12 protein-coding genes and 1 pseudogene are annotated in these 16,923 nt (G+C 33.3%); 9 read left to right on the top strand and 4 right to left on the bottom strand.

Features of this window, described 5'->3' with window-relative positions; all coding sequences use genetic code 11:
* The first annotated feature begins 419 nt into the window (after positions 1 to 419).
* The 4 genes from nheA to SB773_RS17705 all read left to right on the top strand — a co-directional run bounded on the left by nheA (position 420) and on the right by SB773_RS17705 (position 4,522).
* Positions 420 to 1,589 (top strand): non-hemolytic enterotoxin subunit A, encoded by a 1,170-nt coding sequence (gene nheA / locus SB773_RS17690; RefSeq protein WP_410591171.1) that lies wholly within the window; start codon positions 420 to 422, stop codon positions 1,587 to 1,589.
* Between the two features lie 60 nt (positions 1,590 to 1,649).
* Positions 1,650 to 2,816: a non-hemolytic enterotoxin subunit B gene (nheB, locus tag SB773_RS17695; protein WP_410591173.1), complete on the top strand. Its 1,167-nt coding sequence runs from the start codon at positions 1,650 to 1,652 to the stop codon at positions 2,814 to 2,816.
* A gap of 271 nt (positions 2,817 to 3,087) precedes the next feature.
* The gene (nheC, locus tag SB773_RS17700) at positions 3,088 to 4,245 is read left to right on the top strand and encodes a non-hemolytic enterotoxin subunit C (protein WP_410591175.1); all 1,158 of its coding nucleotides are present in this window, start codon (positions 3,088 to 3,090) and stop codon (positions 4,243 to 4,245) included.
* A gap of 136 nt (positions 4,246 to 4,381) precedes the next feature.
* A complete protein-coding gene (locus SB773_RS17705; protein ID WP_410591177.1) occupies positions 4,382 to 4,522 on the top strand; it encodes a hypothetical protein in 141 nt (46 codons plus the stop codon).
* Between the two features lie 238 nt (positions 4,523 to 4,760).
* Here the strand turns inward: SB773_RS17705 and SB773_RS17710 are convergent, their stop codons facing one another.
* The 3 genes and pseudogenes from SB773_RS17710 to SB773_RS17720 form a co-directional block, all read right to left on the bottom strand.
* Positions 4,761 to 4,973: a hypothetical protein gene (locus tag SB773_RS17710; RefSeq protein WP_410591179.1), complete on the bottom strand. Its 213-nt coding sequence runs from the start codon at positions 4,971 to 4,973 to the stop codon at positions 4,761 to 4,763.
* A gap of 404 nt (positions 4,974 to 5,377) precedes the next feature.
* Positions 5,378 to 5,605: pseudogene (locus SB773_RS17715) on the bottom strand (IS4 family transposase); the annotation flags it as partial.
* A gap of 293 nt (positions 5,606 to 5,898) precedes the next feature.
* Complete coding sequence (locus SB773_RS17720; protein ID WP_410591180.1) at positions 5,899 to 8,112, bottom strand: N-acetylmuramoyl-L-alanine amidase family protein; 2,214 nt, start codon at positions 8,110 to 8,112, stop codon at positions 5,899 to 5,901.
* 594 nt (positions 8,113 to 8,706) lie between these two features.
* Here SB773_RS17720 and SB773_RS17725 point away from each other — a divergent pair.
* Positions 8,707 to 9,507 carry a hypothetical protein gene (locus tag SB773_RS17725; protein ID WP_410591182.1) on the top strand — a complete coding sequence of 267 codons (801 nt, stop codon included), beginning with the start codon at positions 8,707 to 8,709 and terminating at the stop codon, positions 9,505 to 9,507.
* A gap of 536 nt (positions 9,508 to 10,043) precedes the next feature.
* Positions 10,044 to 11,255, top strand: coding sequence for an MFS transporter (locus SB773_RS17730; RefSeq protein WP_410591184.1), 1,212 nt, complete (start codon positions 10,044 to 10,046; stop codon positions 11,253 to 11,255).
* A 228-nt stretch (positions 11,256 to 11,483) separates the two neighbouring features.
* Here the strand turns inward: SB773_RS17730 and SB773_RS17735 are convergent, their stop codons facing one another.
* Positions 11,484 to 12,386, bottom strand: a complete 903-nt coding sequence (locus SB773_RS17735; protein ID WP_410591186.1) for a LysR family transcriptional regulator — start codon at positions 12,384 to 12,386, stop codon at positions 11,484 to 11,486.
* Positions 12,387 to 12,590: 204 nt separating this feature from the next.
* Here SB773_RS17735 and SB773_RS17740 point away from each other — a divergent pair, with 204 nt between their 5' ends.
* The 3 genes from SB773_RS17740 (at position 12,591) to SB773_RS17750 (ending at position 16,770) form a co-directional block, all read left to right on the top strand.
* Positions 12,591 to 13,331: an acetoacetate decarboxylase gene (locus SB773_RS17740; RefSeq protein ID WP_098986806.1), complete on the top strand. Its 741-nt coding sequence runs from the start codon at positions 12,591 to 12,593 to the stop codon at positions 13,329 to 13,331.
* 17 nt (positions 13,332 to 13,348) lie between these two features.
* Positions 13,349 to 14,383, top strand: coding sequence for a ketopantoate reductase family protein (locus SB773_RS17745; protein ID WP_410591188.1), 1,035 nt, complete (start codon positions 13,349 to 13,351; stop codon positions 14,381 to 14,383).
* A gap of 602 nt (positions 14,384 to 14,985) precedes the next feature.
* Positions 14,986 to 16,770: a M60 family metallopeptidase gene (locus SB773_RS17750; protein ID WP_410591231.1), complete on the top strand. Its 1,785-nt coding sequence runs from the start codon at positions 14,986 to 14,988 to the stop codon at positions 16,768 to 16,770.
* Positions 16,771 to 16,923 lie beyond the last annotated feature (153 nt).

Genomic DNA, 16,923 nt, shown 5'->3' on the forward strand with positions numbered 1-16,923 from the left:
TTCTAAAATAAAAACTAACCCCTTCTAAATTAATATAGTTATTTTTTCATTGGATTTATTAAGTTGTAATCATTATAATTACTACGATAGAATTCATCATTAATTTTATTGGTATAATATACCCTCACTCATATTAAGTATGTAACTATAAAATTATCGAATACATAAGATAAAATTCTAATATTTACGACAAAATCTTACTATATACGCATTAGAGTTTAATGTTTTAATAAGGGCATAAGATATTAGTTACATTTTATGACATATAAAATCAAGATTACCTTTGTATATGTCTTTTATGTAACTGCTTAGGGAATACGTTTATAGTAAGCAATATGTACAAATATTTTCAAGCTATATTTAGATTCCCACAACATGTATTTTATAACTGTATATAACAATTAATAGGAGGAGTTACCATGAAAAAAACGTTAGTCGCAGGGTTATTAGTTACAGCAGTATCTACAAGTTGCTTCTTACCTGTAAATACTTTTGCAGAAAGTAAAACAACTTATTCACAACTAACAAGTAGTCAAAATCAAGTTGCTATGAATAGGTTATCAGATTCAATTAAGACATTAGGATCACAGACGCCATTAATTCAAGGATATGGACTAATCATATTAAAACAACCAAACCTTGAAGTAACTGCTATACCTGGAATAACAACTGATCAAGGTACTGCAAGAAACCATGTTCAAGACTGGCTGGATAAATATAATCCAAAACTATTCAATGTAAATCAAGACATGCAGGATTTCGGGGCTAGATTTACAGAATATTATGATATATTAGTTGAACTAGCTGGAAAAGTGAATGACGATTCGCAAGCAAAAGAAGACTTTGTAAGTATTTTTAATGCACTTCAAGACCAAATGCAAGCAATTCAGTATGATATGAAAGGAACTTCAGTAGACTTAAACATTTATAAAAATGACTTGGTTGAAGATAGTAAGAGCTTTTCTAGTAAAGTTAGCAGAGCGATTGAAGGTTATAAGAGTTCAGGCGGAGAAATTGAAAAATCAAGAACGGAAATTAGACAACTTGAGGAAAACATTCAAGATGATTATACCAAACTTCTAGCTCTACCAAAAGAAAATATAAAAGGTTCTATAAATATTGGAAAGACGGTTATTGATATTTGGAAAGACGCAGGTAAGGATCATACTTTAGACACGTCTAATTTGGAAGTGATTTATAACCAATTTGGACAAGTCCAAAATGATGAAGTAACAAAATTGAATAATGATGTTCGTCAGAAGCAACAACAAAAACTTCTATTGCTACAAAAATTATCGAAAATTGAAGTGCAAGCAACTCAAATGACACTTATTGATCTACAGTTAAATAACTTTACAAGAGTAGTTAAAAAGCAAATTGAGAGTTTTGACAAGCTAGTAACTAGTTGGGACATCTTTAATGACACAATGATTCAAATGAAGAGAAGTCTTAGTACTGATGCGAAAATAGATTCTAATGCATTACAAGCACAATTAAAAGAACTCAAAACGTTTACGGATGAATTGAATAAACAAACAACGGAATATGAAAATATTGTTACAAACATAAAAGTAACAGAGGCAAAATAGTAGAATGAAGAAAAAATCTTAATAATATAATATAATATAATATAAGGAGATAAAAATATTATGAAAAAACCTTATAAAGTAATGGCTTTATCTACATTAATTGCAACAATTGCAGCGGGTAGCATTACGCCATCATATGCCTCGGCAGCAGAAAATACAACAAAATCAGCACCTATTTATGCAGGTGCAGAAAATAACTCCCCTGAGTACCCTGAGTATTCACTTGGACCAGAAGGGCTTAAAGATGCGATAGAGAAAACTGGATCCAATATGTTGGTAATGGACCTGTATGCTTTAACTGTTGTTAAACAAGCAAATGTTAATTTTGATGGTTTAACTGTAATTAACAATGATTTACAAAAAAGCATTAAGGACAACCACGATGCTTCTAAAACAAATGCAAAACAATGGTTAGATGGTTTGAAACCGCAAATAATCCAGACGAATCAAAATATTATCAATTATAATACACAATTTCAAAATTATTATGATACTTTGGTAGAATCTGTGAATAATAATGACAAAGAAACACTAAAAGCTGTGCTTACAAGTTTAGATGAAAGTATTTCAGTGAATAAAGATGCAGTGGACAAGTTAGTGCAAGATTTGAAAGCCTTTCGCGGCAAATTAGAACTGGATACACAAAATTTAAAAACTGATGCTAACAAAATCACAGATATTTTATCTGGTCAAGACATGGGAATTCCATTGATGCAGAAACAAATCGAAACAAATCAAACATTAATTGATGAGAATAACAAAGTTTATATTGGATCGTCGGTTGCAACTGCTCTCGGTGCATACTTAGTTGCTACAATTGCCTTGGCGCCCATTGGTGCAGGTCCATTAGGAGGCGGGATATACGGGGTTATTACATCGCAGGAGCAGATAAAAAAAGCACAAGAAGAGATTATAAAGCTAACAGAAAATATTTCAACCGCGAAACAACAGGTAGTTAAGTTAACGTTCTTGAAAAATAATACTAAAAATTTAACAGAAACAATTGATGCAGCTATTACTGCTCTTGAAAATGTAAAGAATCAGTGGCAGACAATGGGGGCAAAATATAAATCATTGAATGACAATGTTGACAGAATTAACTCAGACAAGCTTGCTACTATTATAAAAGTAGATCTGAAGATAGCTAAAGGTAGCTGGGAACAGGTTAACAAGTATGCTGAAAATATTCAAAAGGCTGAGATTTCATTCGTAGAAGAGAAAAAATAATATTACTTCAAGAAATTGCCGAAGTAATGAAAAATATAATATACTGACTTTCCCTTTTGAAGAACATATAATATGAGTCTCCTGTTCAAGTTTGAACAGGAGATTTCCTATATAGTTATGAAACTTGATAAAGATTATAGAATAAGAAAGTATGACCCCCTATTTTAATATGTTGTTTTATTTGCAATGATCGTAATTCATTTGAAGTAAAGAATTGAAGCTTATGAATTTAATAAAATACGTAATACATTTGAGAGAATAGGTGAAAAAGGTGAATAAAAAATTGTATAAGAAAGTTATTTTATCAACAATCATTACTGGAATGGCAGCGAGTAATGTAATCCCGTTTCATACTTTTGCAGCAGAACAAACTGTGCAAAATAGTGTGTCCCAACAGCAAGAAGATAGTAAGAGCTATTCTCTTGGTCCTGATAAATATAAAGAAGTAATGGAGAAAATGGGGGCAAGTATCCTTACAATTGATTCATATGCTCTAACAATCATTAATCAACAACCGACAGATTTAAGTAAAATAAGTTCTATAAATGGTGATTTACAAGCAAACATGATTCAGCATCAAAATGATGCGCAAACGAATGCAATATATTGGTTTGATGATCTAAAGCCTCATATGATGAAAACGAATCAGAATATTGTAAGTTATAATGATACCTTTCAAGTGAGTTATAATCAATTACTAGCTGCTTTGGATCAAAAAGATACAGTGACATTTAAAAATGAACTGGAGAAATTATATAATAATATTTTGAAAGATAGTCAAGAAGTGGATGGACTACTAGAAAAGTTGAAAACATTCCGAAATAAAATGGCCGAAGATACAAGAAGTTTTAAAGCTGATTCAAATCAATTGATCTCTATTTTAGAAAGTACGAACGCTGGTATTCCACTTCTACAACAACAAATCAGTAATTATAATAATATAATTAAAGAAAACTATGATAAACGTGGTGGCTATATAGCTGCAGCTGTATTAATGCCTCCAGTTGGTATACCACTGATTGTCACTGCCGACAAGAGTATCGCATCTGCACAACAAGAAATAGAACAATTAAAGTCCAGAATTTCTGGAGCAGAAGCAGAATTAGTTATTTTGACAGATGCCAAAAATAAAACGGAACATATGACTGCAACAATTGATACAGCTATTGATGCGCTACAAAATATATCGAATCAGTGGCATACAATAGGATCAAAATATAACTCATTGCTTAAAAATGTTGACAAAATTAATCCAGACAGGCTTGCTTTATTAAAAATAGATCTGAAGATAGCGAAGGATAGCTGGCAGGACCTTAAAAATTATGCAGATAAATTATATGAAGGTGCTAAGGTTATACAAAACGGACCGATTGTACAAATAGGACAACCAATAGAAGGGACTGTACAAAAAGGGCAGGATTGCTCCTGAATGTTACATAATACACTCAAAAAAAGTCTGTTGGAAAATAATGTATCACTATGACCTAGTTTTACACGTATCTCGGCTGAACCCCAATATTCCCCCTTGCTATATTTAAAAGAAAGAAATGTGAGGAGAGAAGAACATGCGGAAAATTCTTTTAGGAAATTTAGTAGTATTTGCAATACTAAGGAGTATGTCTTTTGAACATAACGAAGCCGTAAAGAATTCTAAAGAAGAAACTGAAGAGGTGGATTTAATGTCTATCTTTCCATTTGAGTATTAAAAAAAACCATCCCAATTAGGTAAACCCTATTGATACAAGGTTTTTCCCTTAAGGTTGTAAATCCGCATAAATCTGACGATACCCCAATATGAGAAAAATAGGTTATGTTTGAGTAAGTTCTGTCGATCATAACCCAAAGAGACTATGTACATTTTTAGAAAAAATCTTTGTTTTTGCCTAAAGACTTTATCATAATAAAAGGAGCTAAATTCTATATCTTAGCTCCCTGATTTGCAAATTATTTAATTATAAAGGCTACGATTGCTAAAACGATACACACAATCCCACTTAATAATTGTCCTATTCCAGAACTCTGTCCATTAATTAATAAGTTGAAAAGATTTTTTCTTGTTTGAGTTTTTCCTACGAATGCATCATACTTTTTCATTTTATATACACCCGATAAAATTAATGCTACCCCAATAACGATAAGTACTATTTTTAAAGCCACTATATTTACCTCCACTTATTATGTATATGTTGAATTTTCCTCAATCATTTTTTAGTTGTTGTTATAATCGTGAACAATACTCGTCTATAATTTCTAAAAAATCATTATCAATTCTTATAAGTTAATTATTACATTTTAACATTAAATAAACCATCTAATAACCTTACACAAAGATGACAGTTCTGTAAGGATAGAAAAAAACAAACAAGCTATTTACAAAAGCCTGCTTTTCTTGCTGTAGATATATATTAAAAATGTACTTTACACTCTCCGTTGCAATTACTCTATCTTCCCTTATAATCTATATCTATTTTAATTTTCCAACATATAAGTCACTGCTATGCAGAATACAGCACGAACGCTACTTGCTTTCTCCTTTTGTTTGAAACCTTGCATGTGGCAGAAATAGGCCCTGACGCAGCATGAATCCTACTACATAATCGGACTAAGGGGTCACTTGCCACCCGTTGACTGATCCAAATACAAATAGTAGCTAAGTCTGATCCAGAAAACTTACGTTTTTACTTTATAAAGCCTATTTCTCTTGCAAGTTCTTCTAAAAATACAGGTGTAACATATCGTTGTAATTCTTCCGCAAATGGTTGTAGTTCATCTTGAATCGAGAGATTAATAAAAAACATCATCCTTTCTAATCTAGCTTGTTTAGAAAAGATAACGTTTTTTGTATTTAAAAGTATTAAAATCTCTTAAGTTGAGGGGCATGTAGGGTGCCCTCTGTTAGTTCAATAAGAATTAAATGCCTTTATTATTCATTTATACTTGAATCGTCTTTTTCGTATGTGAAATTTTCCTTTAACGTACAATATTTTTTTGTCGTGTCGAGCTAAATATAGCATACATATAACAAGGGAATGCAGTACATATTAGCATACAAGTATTCCCTTGTGATCATCATGTTATTATTTTAGTAGGGCATTTTATGTCCCCACTTGTCAAAGTGATAATCTTTACCGTCGATTTTAAACCAAGCGTCTGCATAAAGTGAACCATCTTCTCTAGCACAATACCAAAGGTATCCGTATGCAAGGGGAAAAGGTCTATATCCACCACCAACTTGGAACCATCCTGTTTTAGCTGCCCCATTTTCATCGAAGTAATAATATTTATTATCGATAGTTTGCCAACCCGTTTGTGCTTCGCCGTTCTTGTCAAAGTGGTATAGCTTACCATCTATTTTTTCGAACCCTGTTTTATTAACTGATCCGTCTTCATGGAAATAATATTTTTTTCCGTCAATGTCTTTATAATCATTGAACGTAGTATTGTGACCATTTGTGAAATAGTATCTTTTACCGTCTATCATTTTCCAACCGGTATGGAAAGATCCATCTTCTAAACTATAATATTCTATTATTCCCTCTCTTTTGTTGATCCCTGTTTTTAAAATCGAACCGTCTTTATTAAATGCTAATACTTTGTTGTCAAACCCAACATTAACAATGCTGTTTATAGCTGCTCCCTTTAGATTAGAAACTCTCTCAAGTGCGCCTTTGTCAGAAAAGTGAAGAATGAAATCTCGATCTTCTAGACGTATTTCCTTTTTATTTACATTGTAATTTTGGAAATAATAAATTTTACCATCTATATCTTTCAAGCCTTCTTTAATAACCACTCCATCAGTATCGGAATAAGTATCACCTTTCCAGGTTGATCGTTGCAAGGAACCATTATCATTGAAGTTGTAGTACTTCCCATCGATTTCAGATCCATTTACAGTAACCATGTAACCATCAGTCGGGTGGAAATAATAAGTCTTCCCCTTAATGTCTTGCCAGCCTGTCAAAAGGGCTCCTTCAGCATCTGCAAAGAAATACTGATTCTCGCGATTTACCCAACTGTTCTTTATTACATTTCCAGAAGAATCTTTTGCACTATATTTAGTAGGGTCCTTTTCATTCTTTATCATCTCTATTTTGTCATACTTCTGTCTCTCATTTTCTTTACCCGGATACCACTCTATTAACCAATTGTGAATTTCATTGTTGCTTTTATCAGAGAAACCAATTTCAGATTGGAAACTCCAGTCTGTACCAAATTGAGAAATATATTGATTACCAGCCAAACTTACCCCATTTTTGTTATTCAAACGGAACTGAAATTTACCATCGTAAGAATTTCCTATCTGAACAAGTTCAAACACTTCATCATCGCCAAGCGAATCGGAATATTGAAGTCCCTTTCCTTCTTTCCCCGAAAGATATTTCGAACCTGTTTTTACGATTACTTTATTCGTTCCTTTTTTATAAGGGATAATTTGATAAGGTTTACCATCATTTAGTTTAATGAATGGTAGTTTCATAGATGTCTCTAGGACGTGAGTACGCTCCGCCAATACATCTGATAATCGATCATAAAAATCTGCACGAGCTTTAGGGTCATTATTAACATAGTTGTCAAGGACATCTTTAGATACTGGCTTTGAAGTCAATGTTATCAATTGTTTTTGCTTATCTGATAATTTATTTTCTATCTGACCATATAGGTAATCCGAATTTCTAGCAATCACCGTCCAATCGCCAAAGGAGTCGCCGGAATATTTTTTGTAAAGTGGACCAAGAAATCTTGGGTTTTTACCAGATGCTTTTTCTACAAATGCATGTTGGCCCTGATTCATCACAACTCCGGTCTTTCCTTCGTCTAATTGTGCTTGTGTAATGTAAAGAAGATCGTGTTCTGAGACATTCGCTCCATTAGGGTTTAAATCTATAATTGCACCTGCTTCAGTAATTTTAAGCTGCTGCCCAGATCTTAGTTGATGAATTTCAATTTTTCCATTTGGATAGCGTACTTTAACTGGTTTAAGAAAATTCGAATCACCTTGTGTATGATACATGGAAATATTAAATTCCCCAGATGTAAAACTAGGAGCTTGGTAAGTTTCATTTTCTGCATATACATCAATGTGAGTGCCAGGGTCTCGATCCCCTGGGCTTATTCCAAGTGCTTCATAAGTGTTTGCTACAGCACCTAATACAGTAATACTTATATCTATTACCGTACCTATCCCTGCGCTAGCTTTGTTTTCTGCAATAGGAGCTACAGAAAAAAGAATACCTAATGCCGCTGCAGTAGGAATTACTTTCTTTCCAATTCCAATTGTTTTAAATTTTTTCTTCATTTTTGTTGTCCTCTCTTAGTAAGATTGAGCCTAGATTGCTTACATGTAACACTGTAAAAAACAAACATATAAATACTGTCGTATATTGATTTAAAATATAAAATCAATATTTATAAATTCATCTTAGTTTAAAAACCTTTCAAATTCCTTTCATAAATGTTACAAAAGTCTTACATTAATATATTATAAGATTTTGATTTTTTCGATATTCTATATTTTTTCAGCTTGGCCCCATACTCATTAAGCGAAGATTTTTAAGTATCTCCAAAACAAAATTTTTATTTGTAAAATGAATGAAGTAGTAAACAAGAAAGGCTGGTAAAATGCCAACCTTTCTTGTTTTTTGGGTCTCAATTTTTATTTTGATAAGATATATCGGTGGTTTCCTTATGTATCAATCCTTTTATTTCTATCGGTATGTCCAAGTTTAAAAAATTACTTACAAGAGTCCTGAAGTGTTTGTATGAAAAATACTGAAAGGGTTTTGTAACATTTACGAAAGACTTTTGAGAGTTATTTAAATTAAGATAAACTTACCGATGTTAATTTAAATATGTTGGAAACAGTATAAATTAGAAAGTAAGGAGCACATCCATGAAGGAAAAGATAAAGAGATGTATAAAAAAGATTCCTCCTGTAGGAATAGCGATGGGGATTGTATTCAGCTTCAACCCGTTTACAAAACATAAAGCGAAAGCAGACGTTGATACGTTCGCAACGATTGTTACAACATTTGGTGATACCTATAATTCATTTTTAAAAGAGCCTTTTGTTATCTTTTTATCCGAACAAAGTGCTAAAAATGATTATACAGCTAACAATGAAAATCGTGCTTACAAAGCTCCTACTTTTAACAAAGGAGAATTTGGTATTAGTGTGTTTGATTATTATAAAAACCAAAACTTTTCTAAGAGAATTAAAATTTTCTATAAAGATGGGAAAGTTGAATACAAAACGATAAAACATGGTCAACAACTTCTGATTAAGCAAGCTGGTCTCATAGTGGACTTAAATCCTGATACCTCAGATCGATATAAACATGATATTTTGTATATTACACAAAAACAATTAGATGAAGGGAATACTGGTATTGCGCTTACGAATTGGCAAACATATTACTTAAAAAGTGACAATAGTGGTCAAATGAATGGTCCTCTAGCTCTAAAATTTATTAGACAGGAGTTTCCAAATATAAAACCAGGTAGTGCTTCTTTTGATCTAATGAAACTTTTTCATGCACTACCGGAAGAGAAACGAAAACTGGCAACGATAACTTCAAATCCAGTAAAAGAATCTGATATTTTTAGGTATACCTTTGATGAGCTTGCTGAGATAAAGAGACATAAGCTCGCCGTCGTTACACAACATAATAATAAAAAAGAAAGTCACAGGTAAATGAATTCACTTAAAATTTTCTTTTTTTGATATGATAACCTCTAGAAGCTTTACAAACATTTTTAACGAGTAACAAATCAACAAGACAATTTTCTGTGCGTTAAGGAAATTGGCTTGTTCTTTGTCTAAAGCTACTTAGTGCTTTTACCTCGGCGCTTTGTTATATAAGTGGTCCCGTCCACATTTGTTAACATGTGCGTGTTCTCCCTAATAGGTCTCAAATTACCAATGTTTCAAGATTAGCTTTATATAGGAAACTACAAGACAGAGTATAATAAAAATCACCCGCTAAAATTGGAAGTTTTTTCAGATGTGGCGGGTTATTCTTTGAATCATTTCCGTACCCCTAATTGTCTTACGTCCATCGTTTACCTCCAATGTATATGATTTTGATATATATAAATAACATTATAGATATTTTCCATATAATTATAGAGGTGATAATATGAGTAAGCAAATAAAATAACTTAAGCATGGGTTTTAATGTTTGTCTGATGAGAAAGACAGACACGTAGGAGCTTAATATTGTATGGGAGGTGGAAATATTGGATAAACCCCAATTATGGACAAGGGATTTCATCAGTATTGCCATTACTAATTTTCTCGCGTTTGCAACATTTTATTATTTGTTGGTTACACTGCCGATATATGCTTTACAAGAATTGCATGGTACCGAATCTGAAGCAGGACTTATTACTACAGTTTTTTTAATTGCATCCATCCTAACACGCCCATTTGCAGGTAAATGGATCGAAAAATCAGGAAAGTTTATCGTTTTTATAAGTTCCCTCCTGGTACTTTTCGCAGCTTCAATGTTGTATTTTATTCCATACTCTATGATTGGTTTACTAATTCTTCGCTTTTTTCATGGAATTGGCTTTGGAATGGCAACAACGGCCATTGGAGCAATTGTTGCCGATCTAATCCCGGAATCCCGCATAGGAGAAGGGATGGGGTATTATGGACTAACGCTAAATCTTGGTATGGCTATTGGTCCCTTTTTAGGTTTGACTGTTATGCAACAAGCAGGGACGAATTTAATGTTTATCATAAATGCATTATGTTCTCTCTTTGCACTCGTTGCAGGATTATTCGTTAAATTACCTAAGAAAACGGTTATGTTAGATCGGAAAATTCAACAAAAAACAAATATGAAAATTGGAAATTTTTTAGAAACTTCCGCCATTCCTGTATCATTGGTTTCAGCTTTCTTTGCACTGATTTATTCAGCAATAGTTTCCTTTGTATCTATATATGCTAAAGAACATAGTTTAGTGGAAGCTGCTGGTTATTTCTTTGTTGTGTACGCAGTGGTCCTTTTAATTTCTCGGCCTTTTAGTGGAAAATGGTTTGATTTATTCGGGGCAAATATTATAATTTATCCCGCTATTTTATGCTTTGCAGCCGGTACATTCTTATTGAGTGTATCGAATACGTCCTTGTTATTTCTTTCAGCAGCAGCCCTTATTGGATTGGGTTGGGGAACCATGTTTCCCAGTCTTCAAACTATTGCCATTCAAGTAGCACCTCCTAAAAAGAGAGTATTGGCTACTGCTACATTCCTTTCTTTATTCGATTTTGGGTTCGGCATTGGATCATTTATCTTTGGTATTGCAGCAGCTAAAATTGATCATGGCTCATTATATTTTTATTGTTCATTCCTTATAATAATCGGAATTGGTGTTTATTATTTACTGCATGATAGAATAAATTCACGTTCTATTGTGAAAAAAGAAAAGGTTTCTTAGGGTATTTTTAATTTATGAAATATACAAGTACATTCTAATTATAAAATACGTATCACTCAATATGGCAGTACCAACACTTTTATAACGGTGGTACTGCTATCTCGCTAACTAAGATCCCCACGACCTCCAGATGCTTTCAGCATCTGGAGGATTTTTATTAATTTGATGGCTATGGCCTTAGTAAGGTTTTTTTATCGTTTTCTTAACTACATCCAACACCAATATTAATTAATTGTGCTGACTAGATAAATTACTGAATAATTGCTCTGTAAATTGATTTATTAGCCCAGATGCTTTTTCATTTTTTCTTGTTACCTTCCAAAGATAATAGGGGATCGTTTTATATTTATCTATGGAGACAGAGATAACTTCGTTTTTTTGCTCTGGGGGTAATGAATGAACAAGATAATCGGGGCCAATTGTAACTGCATTTTCATGAATAATCATTCGAAAAATACCTTCTATGTTATTCGTTATTAATGAGACCTTATTCCATAAATGCGTCGGTAAAATATCTTGAGTAATCTTTTTTAAGTAGGGATCATTATACAAAACAATCATTTCATCCTCTAATTCATCACCTGAGATACTGTGCTTAAAACGTAAATGGGAGTTTTTATTTACTACTAATAAAGTTTCACCTTTGACTAATGGTTCCCATGTTAAAAATTCTTCTTCTTTTTCAGCTTTAAAAGACACAAATCCTAAATCGGCATGGCCGTTTTGAACGTAATTTAGGACCAATCTAGAATCACCTTCAACTAACTGGATGTTCACATGAGGAAAGTCTTTCCTAAATTTTATTGTAGTATCAATTATCTGTGAGATCATCCCTGGGATAGTAGCAATAATAATATTTTCTTGATTCTCACTTTGGAATAATGATATTTCATTCTTCATTTTATTAATCGTTTTCAAAACAGTAAGCGCATGTTGAATAACGATTTTCCCTTCAATAGTTGAATTGGTTCCTTTCCTTGAACGGGTAAAGAGTGTAACACCCAATTCATTCTCTAATTGTGCAATTGATTGGCTTATTGTTGGTACGGTCATACGGTTTTTTTTTGCTGCTTCAGTGAAAGAGCCTAACTCTCCTACATCAATTAAATATTGAAGCTGAATGATATTCATGTAAGACACATCCTTAAAATAAATTTAACTAAAAATAAATTTAATTAAATTTATTTTATCATAATTAAAAACTATAATACAGTTGTGGAACAAGCCATTCATATCGCTTTGTTACAAGATGTTTTATAAAGAAAATTTTTAATGAAAGATAGCTTATAAAATAATAAAAGCTCAAGATTATCATCATGAGGGAGTGTAAAACGAATGAATATCAACAATGTGCCAAAACATTTGACTACACCATTGACTTCACCAGCATATCCAATGCCGCCATATAAATTTGTGAATCGGGAATATTTAAATATTATTTATAGAACTGACATGACAGCTTTACGTAAAGTTGTACCTGAACCTTTAGAAATTACGGAACCTTTCGTTAAGTTTGAGGTGATGAAGATGCCTGATGTTTCTGGACTTGGTTCTTATACTGAAGCAGGACAGGTTATACCAGTAAGCTTTAATGGAGAAGAGGGTGATTATATACATTCCATGTATGTTGACAACTTCCCAGCGATTGCAAGTGGACGTGAACTGTCCGCTTATCCAAAAAAATTAGGTAATCCAGAGTTGCTTATAGACTCGGATACTTTAGTTGGGACACTTGATTATGGTTCATTACGTGTTGCAACTGCAACAATGGGCTATAAACATATTCCATTAGATCATAAAGAAGCTCTAAAAGAAATATCCCGCCCAAATTTTATGGTTAAGATAGCAACGGGATATGAAGGACAATTAAAGGTTTGTGATTTGGTTCGTACTCAAATTACAGATATCACAATAAAGGAAGCTTGGATGGGACCTGCACGATTGCAACTATTTGAGCATGCACTTGCACCGCTCGCAGATTTACCAGTCCTTGAGGTTGTTTCAGCTACACATATTTTGACTGATTTAACTTTAAATGCTGTACAGCCAGTTTATAATTTTCTGAATACGAAATAAAGAAAGGTGTGTTTAAGATGAGAGTTGCAGTTTTAGGAGCAGGTTCTTTAGGTACTATTATCGGGGCATTTATTGCAAAGGGCGGAGAAAACGTCGAATTAATTGACGTAAATCAGGCTCATGTCGACGCATTAAACAAATTTGGAGCGAAAATTGTAGGCACAACAGAATGTACTATACCAGTAAAAGCAGTTACACCAAAACAAATGTCAGGGACATATGATTTAGTCTTATTGCTTACGAAACAACTTTATAATCAATCCGTTATAAGCGAATTACTTCCTTTCCTAAATAAAACAAGCGTTGTGTGCTCGTTACAAAACGGAATTCCTGAGGGAAACATTGTTTCATTGGTTGGTAAAGAGCGAGTAGTGGGTGGCTCAGTTGAATTTGGCGCAACGTGGGTAGAACCAGGAGTTTCAAAACTTACTACAAACTTTGATACATTTAAGGAGCAGGCATTTGCAATCGGTGAACTTGATGGTTCAATGACTGAAAGAATTCAAAATATAAAATCTGTATTAGATCACGTAGGTGGCACAGTTATATCAGATAACCTTGTTGGAATAAAGTGGTCAAAATTAATGGTCAACGTAGCTCTTAGTGGTATGTCAGCTGCGCTTGGGGGTACGTACGGTGATGTACTCGATAATGAGTTTGGTGTTAAGAGTGCTGTGTATTTAGCGGATGAAACTATTAAGGTAGGTCACTCAAAAGGTATAAAATTTGCTCGTATGGGGGGCTTTGATATTTCATCTTTAGAAATAAAAAATGGATCTGATATTGTAGATAGAATGAATGTTTTTAGAACGATATTTAAACCACAAGCACTATTAAAAGCAAGTATGTTACAAGACCTTGAAAAGCAAAGAAAAACAGAAATAGACTATATTAATGGAATCGTTCCTAACCAAGCGAAGCATTCAAGGATTTTAACACCATACAATAATTTAGTAGTAAAACTTGTGAAACAAGCAGAAGAAACGAAGAATATTCCGAATTTTTGTTCGAATATTCAATCATTTAAACAGTTAATTGAAAATAATAATTAAAATTTTGTCATAAAAAGAAACTTATGCAAACAATAACCGATTCCCTATACGGTAGTTATGGAATCGGTTATTAGTTATTTTCATTTTGGGGAACAATTAATTTCTTAAGTTGATGGGCATGGGGTACAGCCGAGATACGTGTAATTTTGAGTATTAGTCTTACTTTTATTTCCAAACGAAACCTATGGAACTTATAAAATTTCGTTTGATTGATTTCAAACTTTTTTAGTTGATAGACGTGAGACTACTATTTTAGCAATCTGACAAAAAATGTCGAAAAATAGCTAATATTGTCTAATTTTGATTGCTATACGACCTGTTCGATGTTAAGTTCTTAGTATAAGAAAAAAGGAAATGGGTTCGTTCCATTCCCATATCCTACCTTTCGTAATTACTCAATATGAACACGGATGGAGATTTCTTTCTTCGGGTATGTTTTTTATTTATAAACCTAAAGGAAAGTTTACGAGCACTTATTTCTTAATTTTCAAAAAACTAAACCGACAAGAAATCGAAATCAATTACATTCATTTAGCGAAAGGACTTTAATGGAACGAATTGAAAAGAAGAGGATGATTTATATGCAGAAAAGGAATAATTTTATGTTCCAAAAACCGATGAAAGTACTTGCGACATCTGCTATTTTAGCAACTACACTATTTACACCTACTTTAACAAATAGCTTGACAGTTCAAGCTGAAACGGTTGCCGCACAAACTGAAAATCAATATGAACAGAGGGAATTCGAACTTTCAGGTACGGGAAGTTTTGGAGGTGAAGCAAAAAGAGAACGAAGAAATCAGCAAAAAAGCTATATGCCAACAGGAATCTATGTAAAGCCGAATGAACAAGTTACAATTGAAGTATCAGGAACGCAAAAGATTAGAGCGATTATTGGGACGCATCAATATGATAAACAATGGGGAAAAGAAGTTGATCTTTCTCCTGGCACTAATACCATCTCCTCTCCAAACGGTGGTTTATTAGGAGTTGATAACCCTCAAGATACAGGAACAGTTAAGGTGAAAGTAACACAAGGCGGAAGCCCTGTTCCATTCTTTGAACTAGGGAAGCATACGAAAGAAGACTGGATTGCGATGATGAACAAGTATCCAGATGCACATGCGGTACAATTGAAATCAGAAAAAGCAGTACTTACTGTTACACAGGATAGTGCCAATAAATATATTGTGGATCAAGATCCTGTTCCTCTATTAAAAAAATATGATGAAATGATTCGAGCGCAAGATAAGATATCAGGGTTATCTGAAAAAGACCCGAATCCTTTACATCGTTCGACACGTCGCATTTGGGCTTTTGTAGAAAATCCTAACAAACCAGATTGGGGCATGTATGCAGGTTGGGATGGAGCCGTATTTACTACTGCCGGTAACGCAATCGAAAGTGCTTTAAATGTAAATAAATTTAGTTGGGGACAAATGCACGAAGCCGGACACACAAGAGAAATAAATCCTTTGACGTGGACTGACCTTCACGGTATGGTTGACGTAACTACTAATATATATTCTTTAGCTGCACAAAAGCAATTATTCCCGAATCAACCAACGCGCTTAGAAAAAGAGGGGTATTACGATAAAGCCTTTGCATACTTAAAACAAACAGATAAAGAATATAAAAATATTGATGACTTGTTTGTGAAACTTGTTATGCTTTGGCAACTTAATCTAGCATACGGTGAAGATTTTTATCCGAACCTTCACAAACTATATCGAGAGTTACCAGAAGAACAACTTCCAAAAACGGATGAAGAGAAAAGGCAAGCATTTATTTATAATACATCAAAAGTAGCGAAACAAAATTTACTTCCATTTTTTGATCAATGGGGGCTGAAAGCATCACAAGAAACGAGACAAAAAGTAGAAGCTTTAAATAATCCAACATTAATTGCCCCTATATGGGAAGCGACGGATGCTAAACCTGTTAAACCACTAGCTGTATTGTCTAAAAAAATAATGAATGCAAGTGCAAACAGCGAGGAATCATGGCATGATCCAGCTAGTAATGCAATTGATGACAATCCAAACACAATTTGGCATAGTAAATGGAGTACAAAAAATCAATATCCATACAACTTAACGTTAGATCTCAGTGAAACGAAAACGATTAATCAAGTAGCGTGTCTCCCGCGTCAAGATGGTTCGAATAATGGCCGTATTTTAAACTATAATATTTATACAAGCATGAATGGTAGTAACTATCAAAAAGTAACTTCTGGAACATGGGAAAGTAATGGAGGGAAAGAAGTTGCAACATTCGAATCTGTTTCCGCTAAATATGTAAAAGTGGAAGTAACGAACGGAAAGAATGGATATGCCTCTATAGCAGAAGTAGATGTTCTAACTGATTCTTCACCCGTTAAACCATAAGTATTACCAAGACAAACAATGTGTAACTTTTAAATAAGGTTTGATAAAAAAGCTTGCTTGATTACTAATCACAAGCTTTTTTTGTTTCTTACGAACCGTTTTGAAAAAAGTTTACATCATAGGTAAGCCACTCCTAATTCTCCCATAACTGTA

Source organism: Bacillus sp. SIMBA_074 (genome assembly GCF_046534555.1).
GTDB classification, from domain to species: Bacteria; Bacillota; Bacilli; order Bacillales; family Bacillaceae_G; genus Bacillus_A; species Bacillus_A mycoides.

Bases quoted from the DNA above. Each gene is read 5' to 3' on its own strand.
- nheA (WP_410591171.1), top strand. From the start codon at position 420: ATGAAAAAAACGTTAGTCGCAGGGTTATTAGTTACAGCAGTATCTACA.
- nheB (WP_410591173.1), top strand. From the start codon at position 1,650: ATGAAAAAACCTTATAAAGTAATGGCTTTATCTACATTAATTGCAACA.
- SB773_RS17705 (WP_410591177.1), top strand. From the start codon at position 4,382: ATGCGGAAAATTCTTTTAGGAAATTTAGTAGTATTTGCAATACTAAGG.
- SB773_RS17720 (WP_410591180.1), bottom strand. From the start codon at position 8,112: ATGAAGAAAAAATTTAAAACAATTGGAATTGGAAAGAAAGTAATTCCT.
- SB773_RS17725 (WP_410591182.1), top strand. From the start codon at position 8,707: ATGAAGGAAAAGATAAAGAGATGTATAAAAAAGATTCCTCCTGTAGGA.
- SB773_RS17735 (WP_410591186.1), bottom strand. From the start codon at position 12,386: ATGAATATCATTCAGCTTCAATATTTAATTGATGTAGGAGAGTTAGGC.
- SB773_RS17740 (WP_098986806.1), top strand. From the start codon at position 12,591: ATGAATATCAACAATGTGCCAAAACATTTGACTACACCATTGACTTCA.
- SB773_RS17745 (WP_410591188.1), top strand. From the start codon at position 13,349: ATGAGAGTTGCAGTTTTAGGAGCAGGTTCTTTAGGTACTATTATCGGG.
- SB773_RS17750 (WP_410591231.1), top strand. From the start codon at position 14,986: ATGTTCCAAAAACCGATGAAAGTACTTGCGACATCTGCTATTTTAGCA.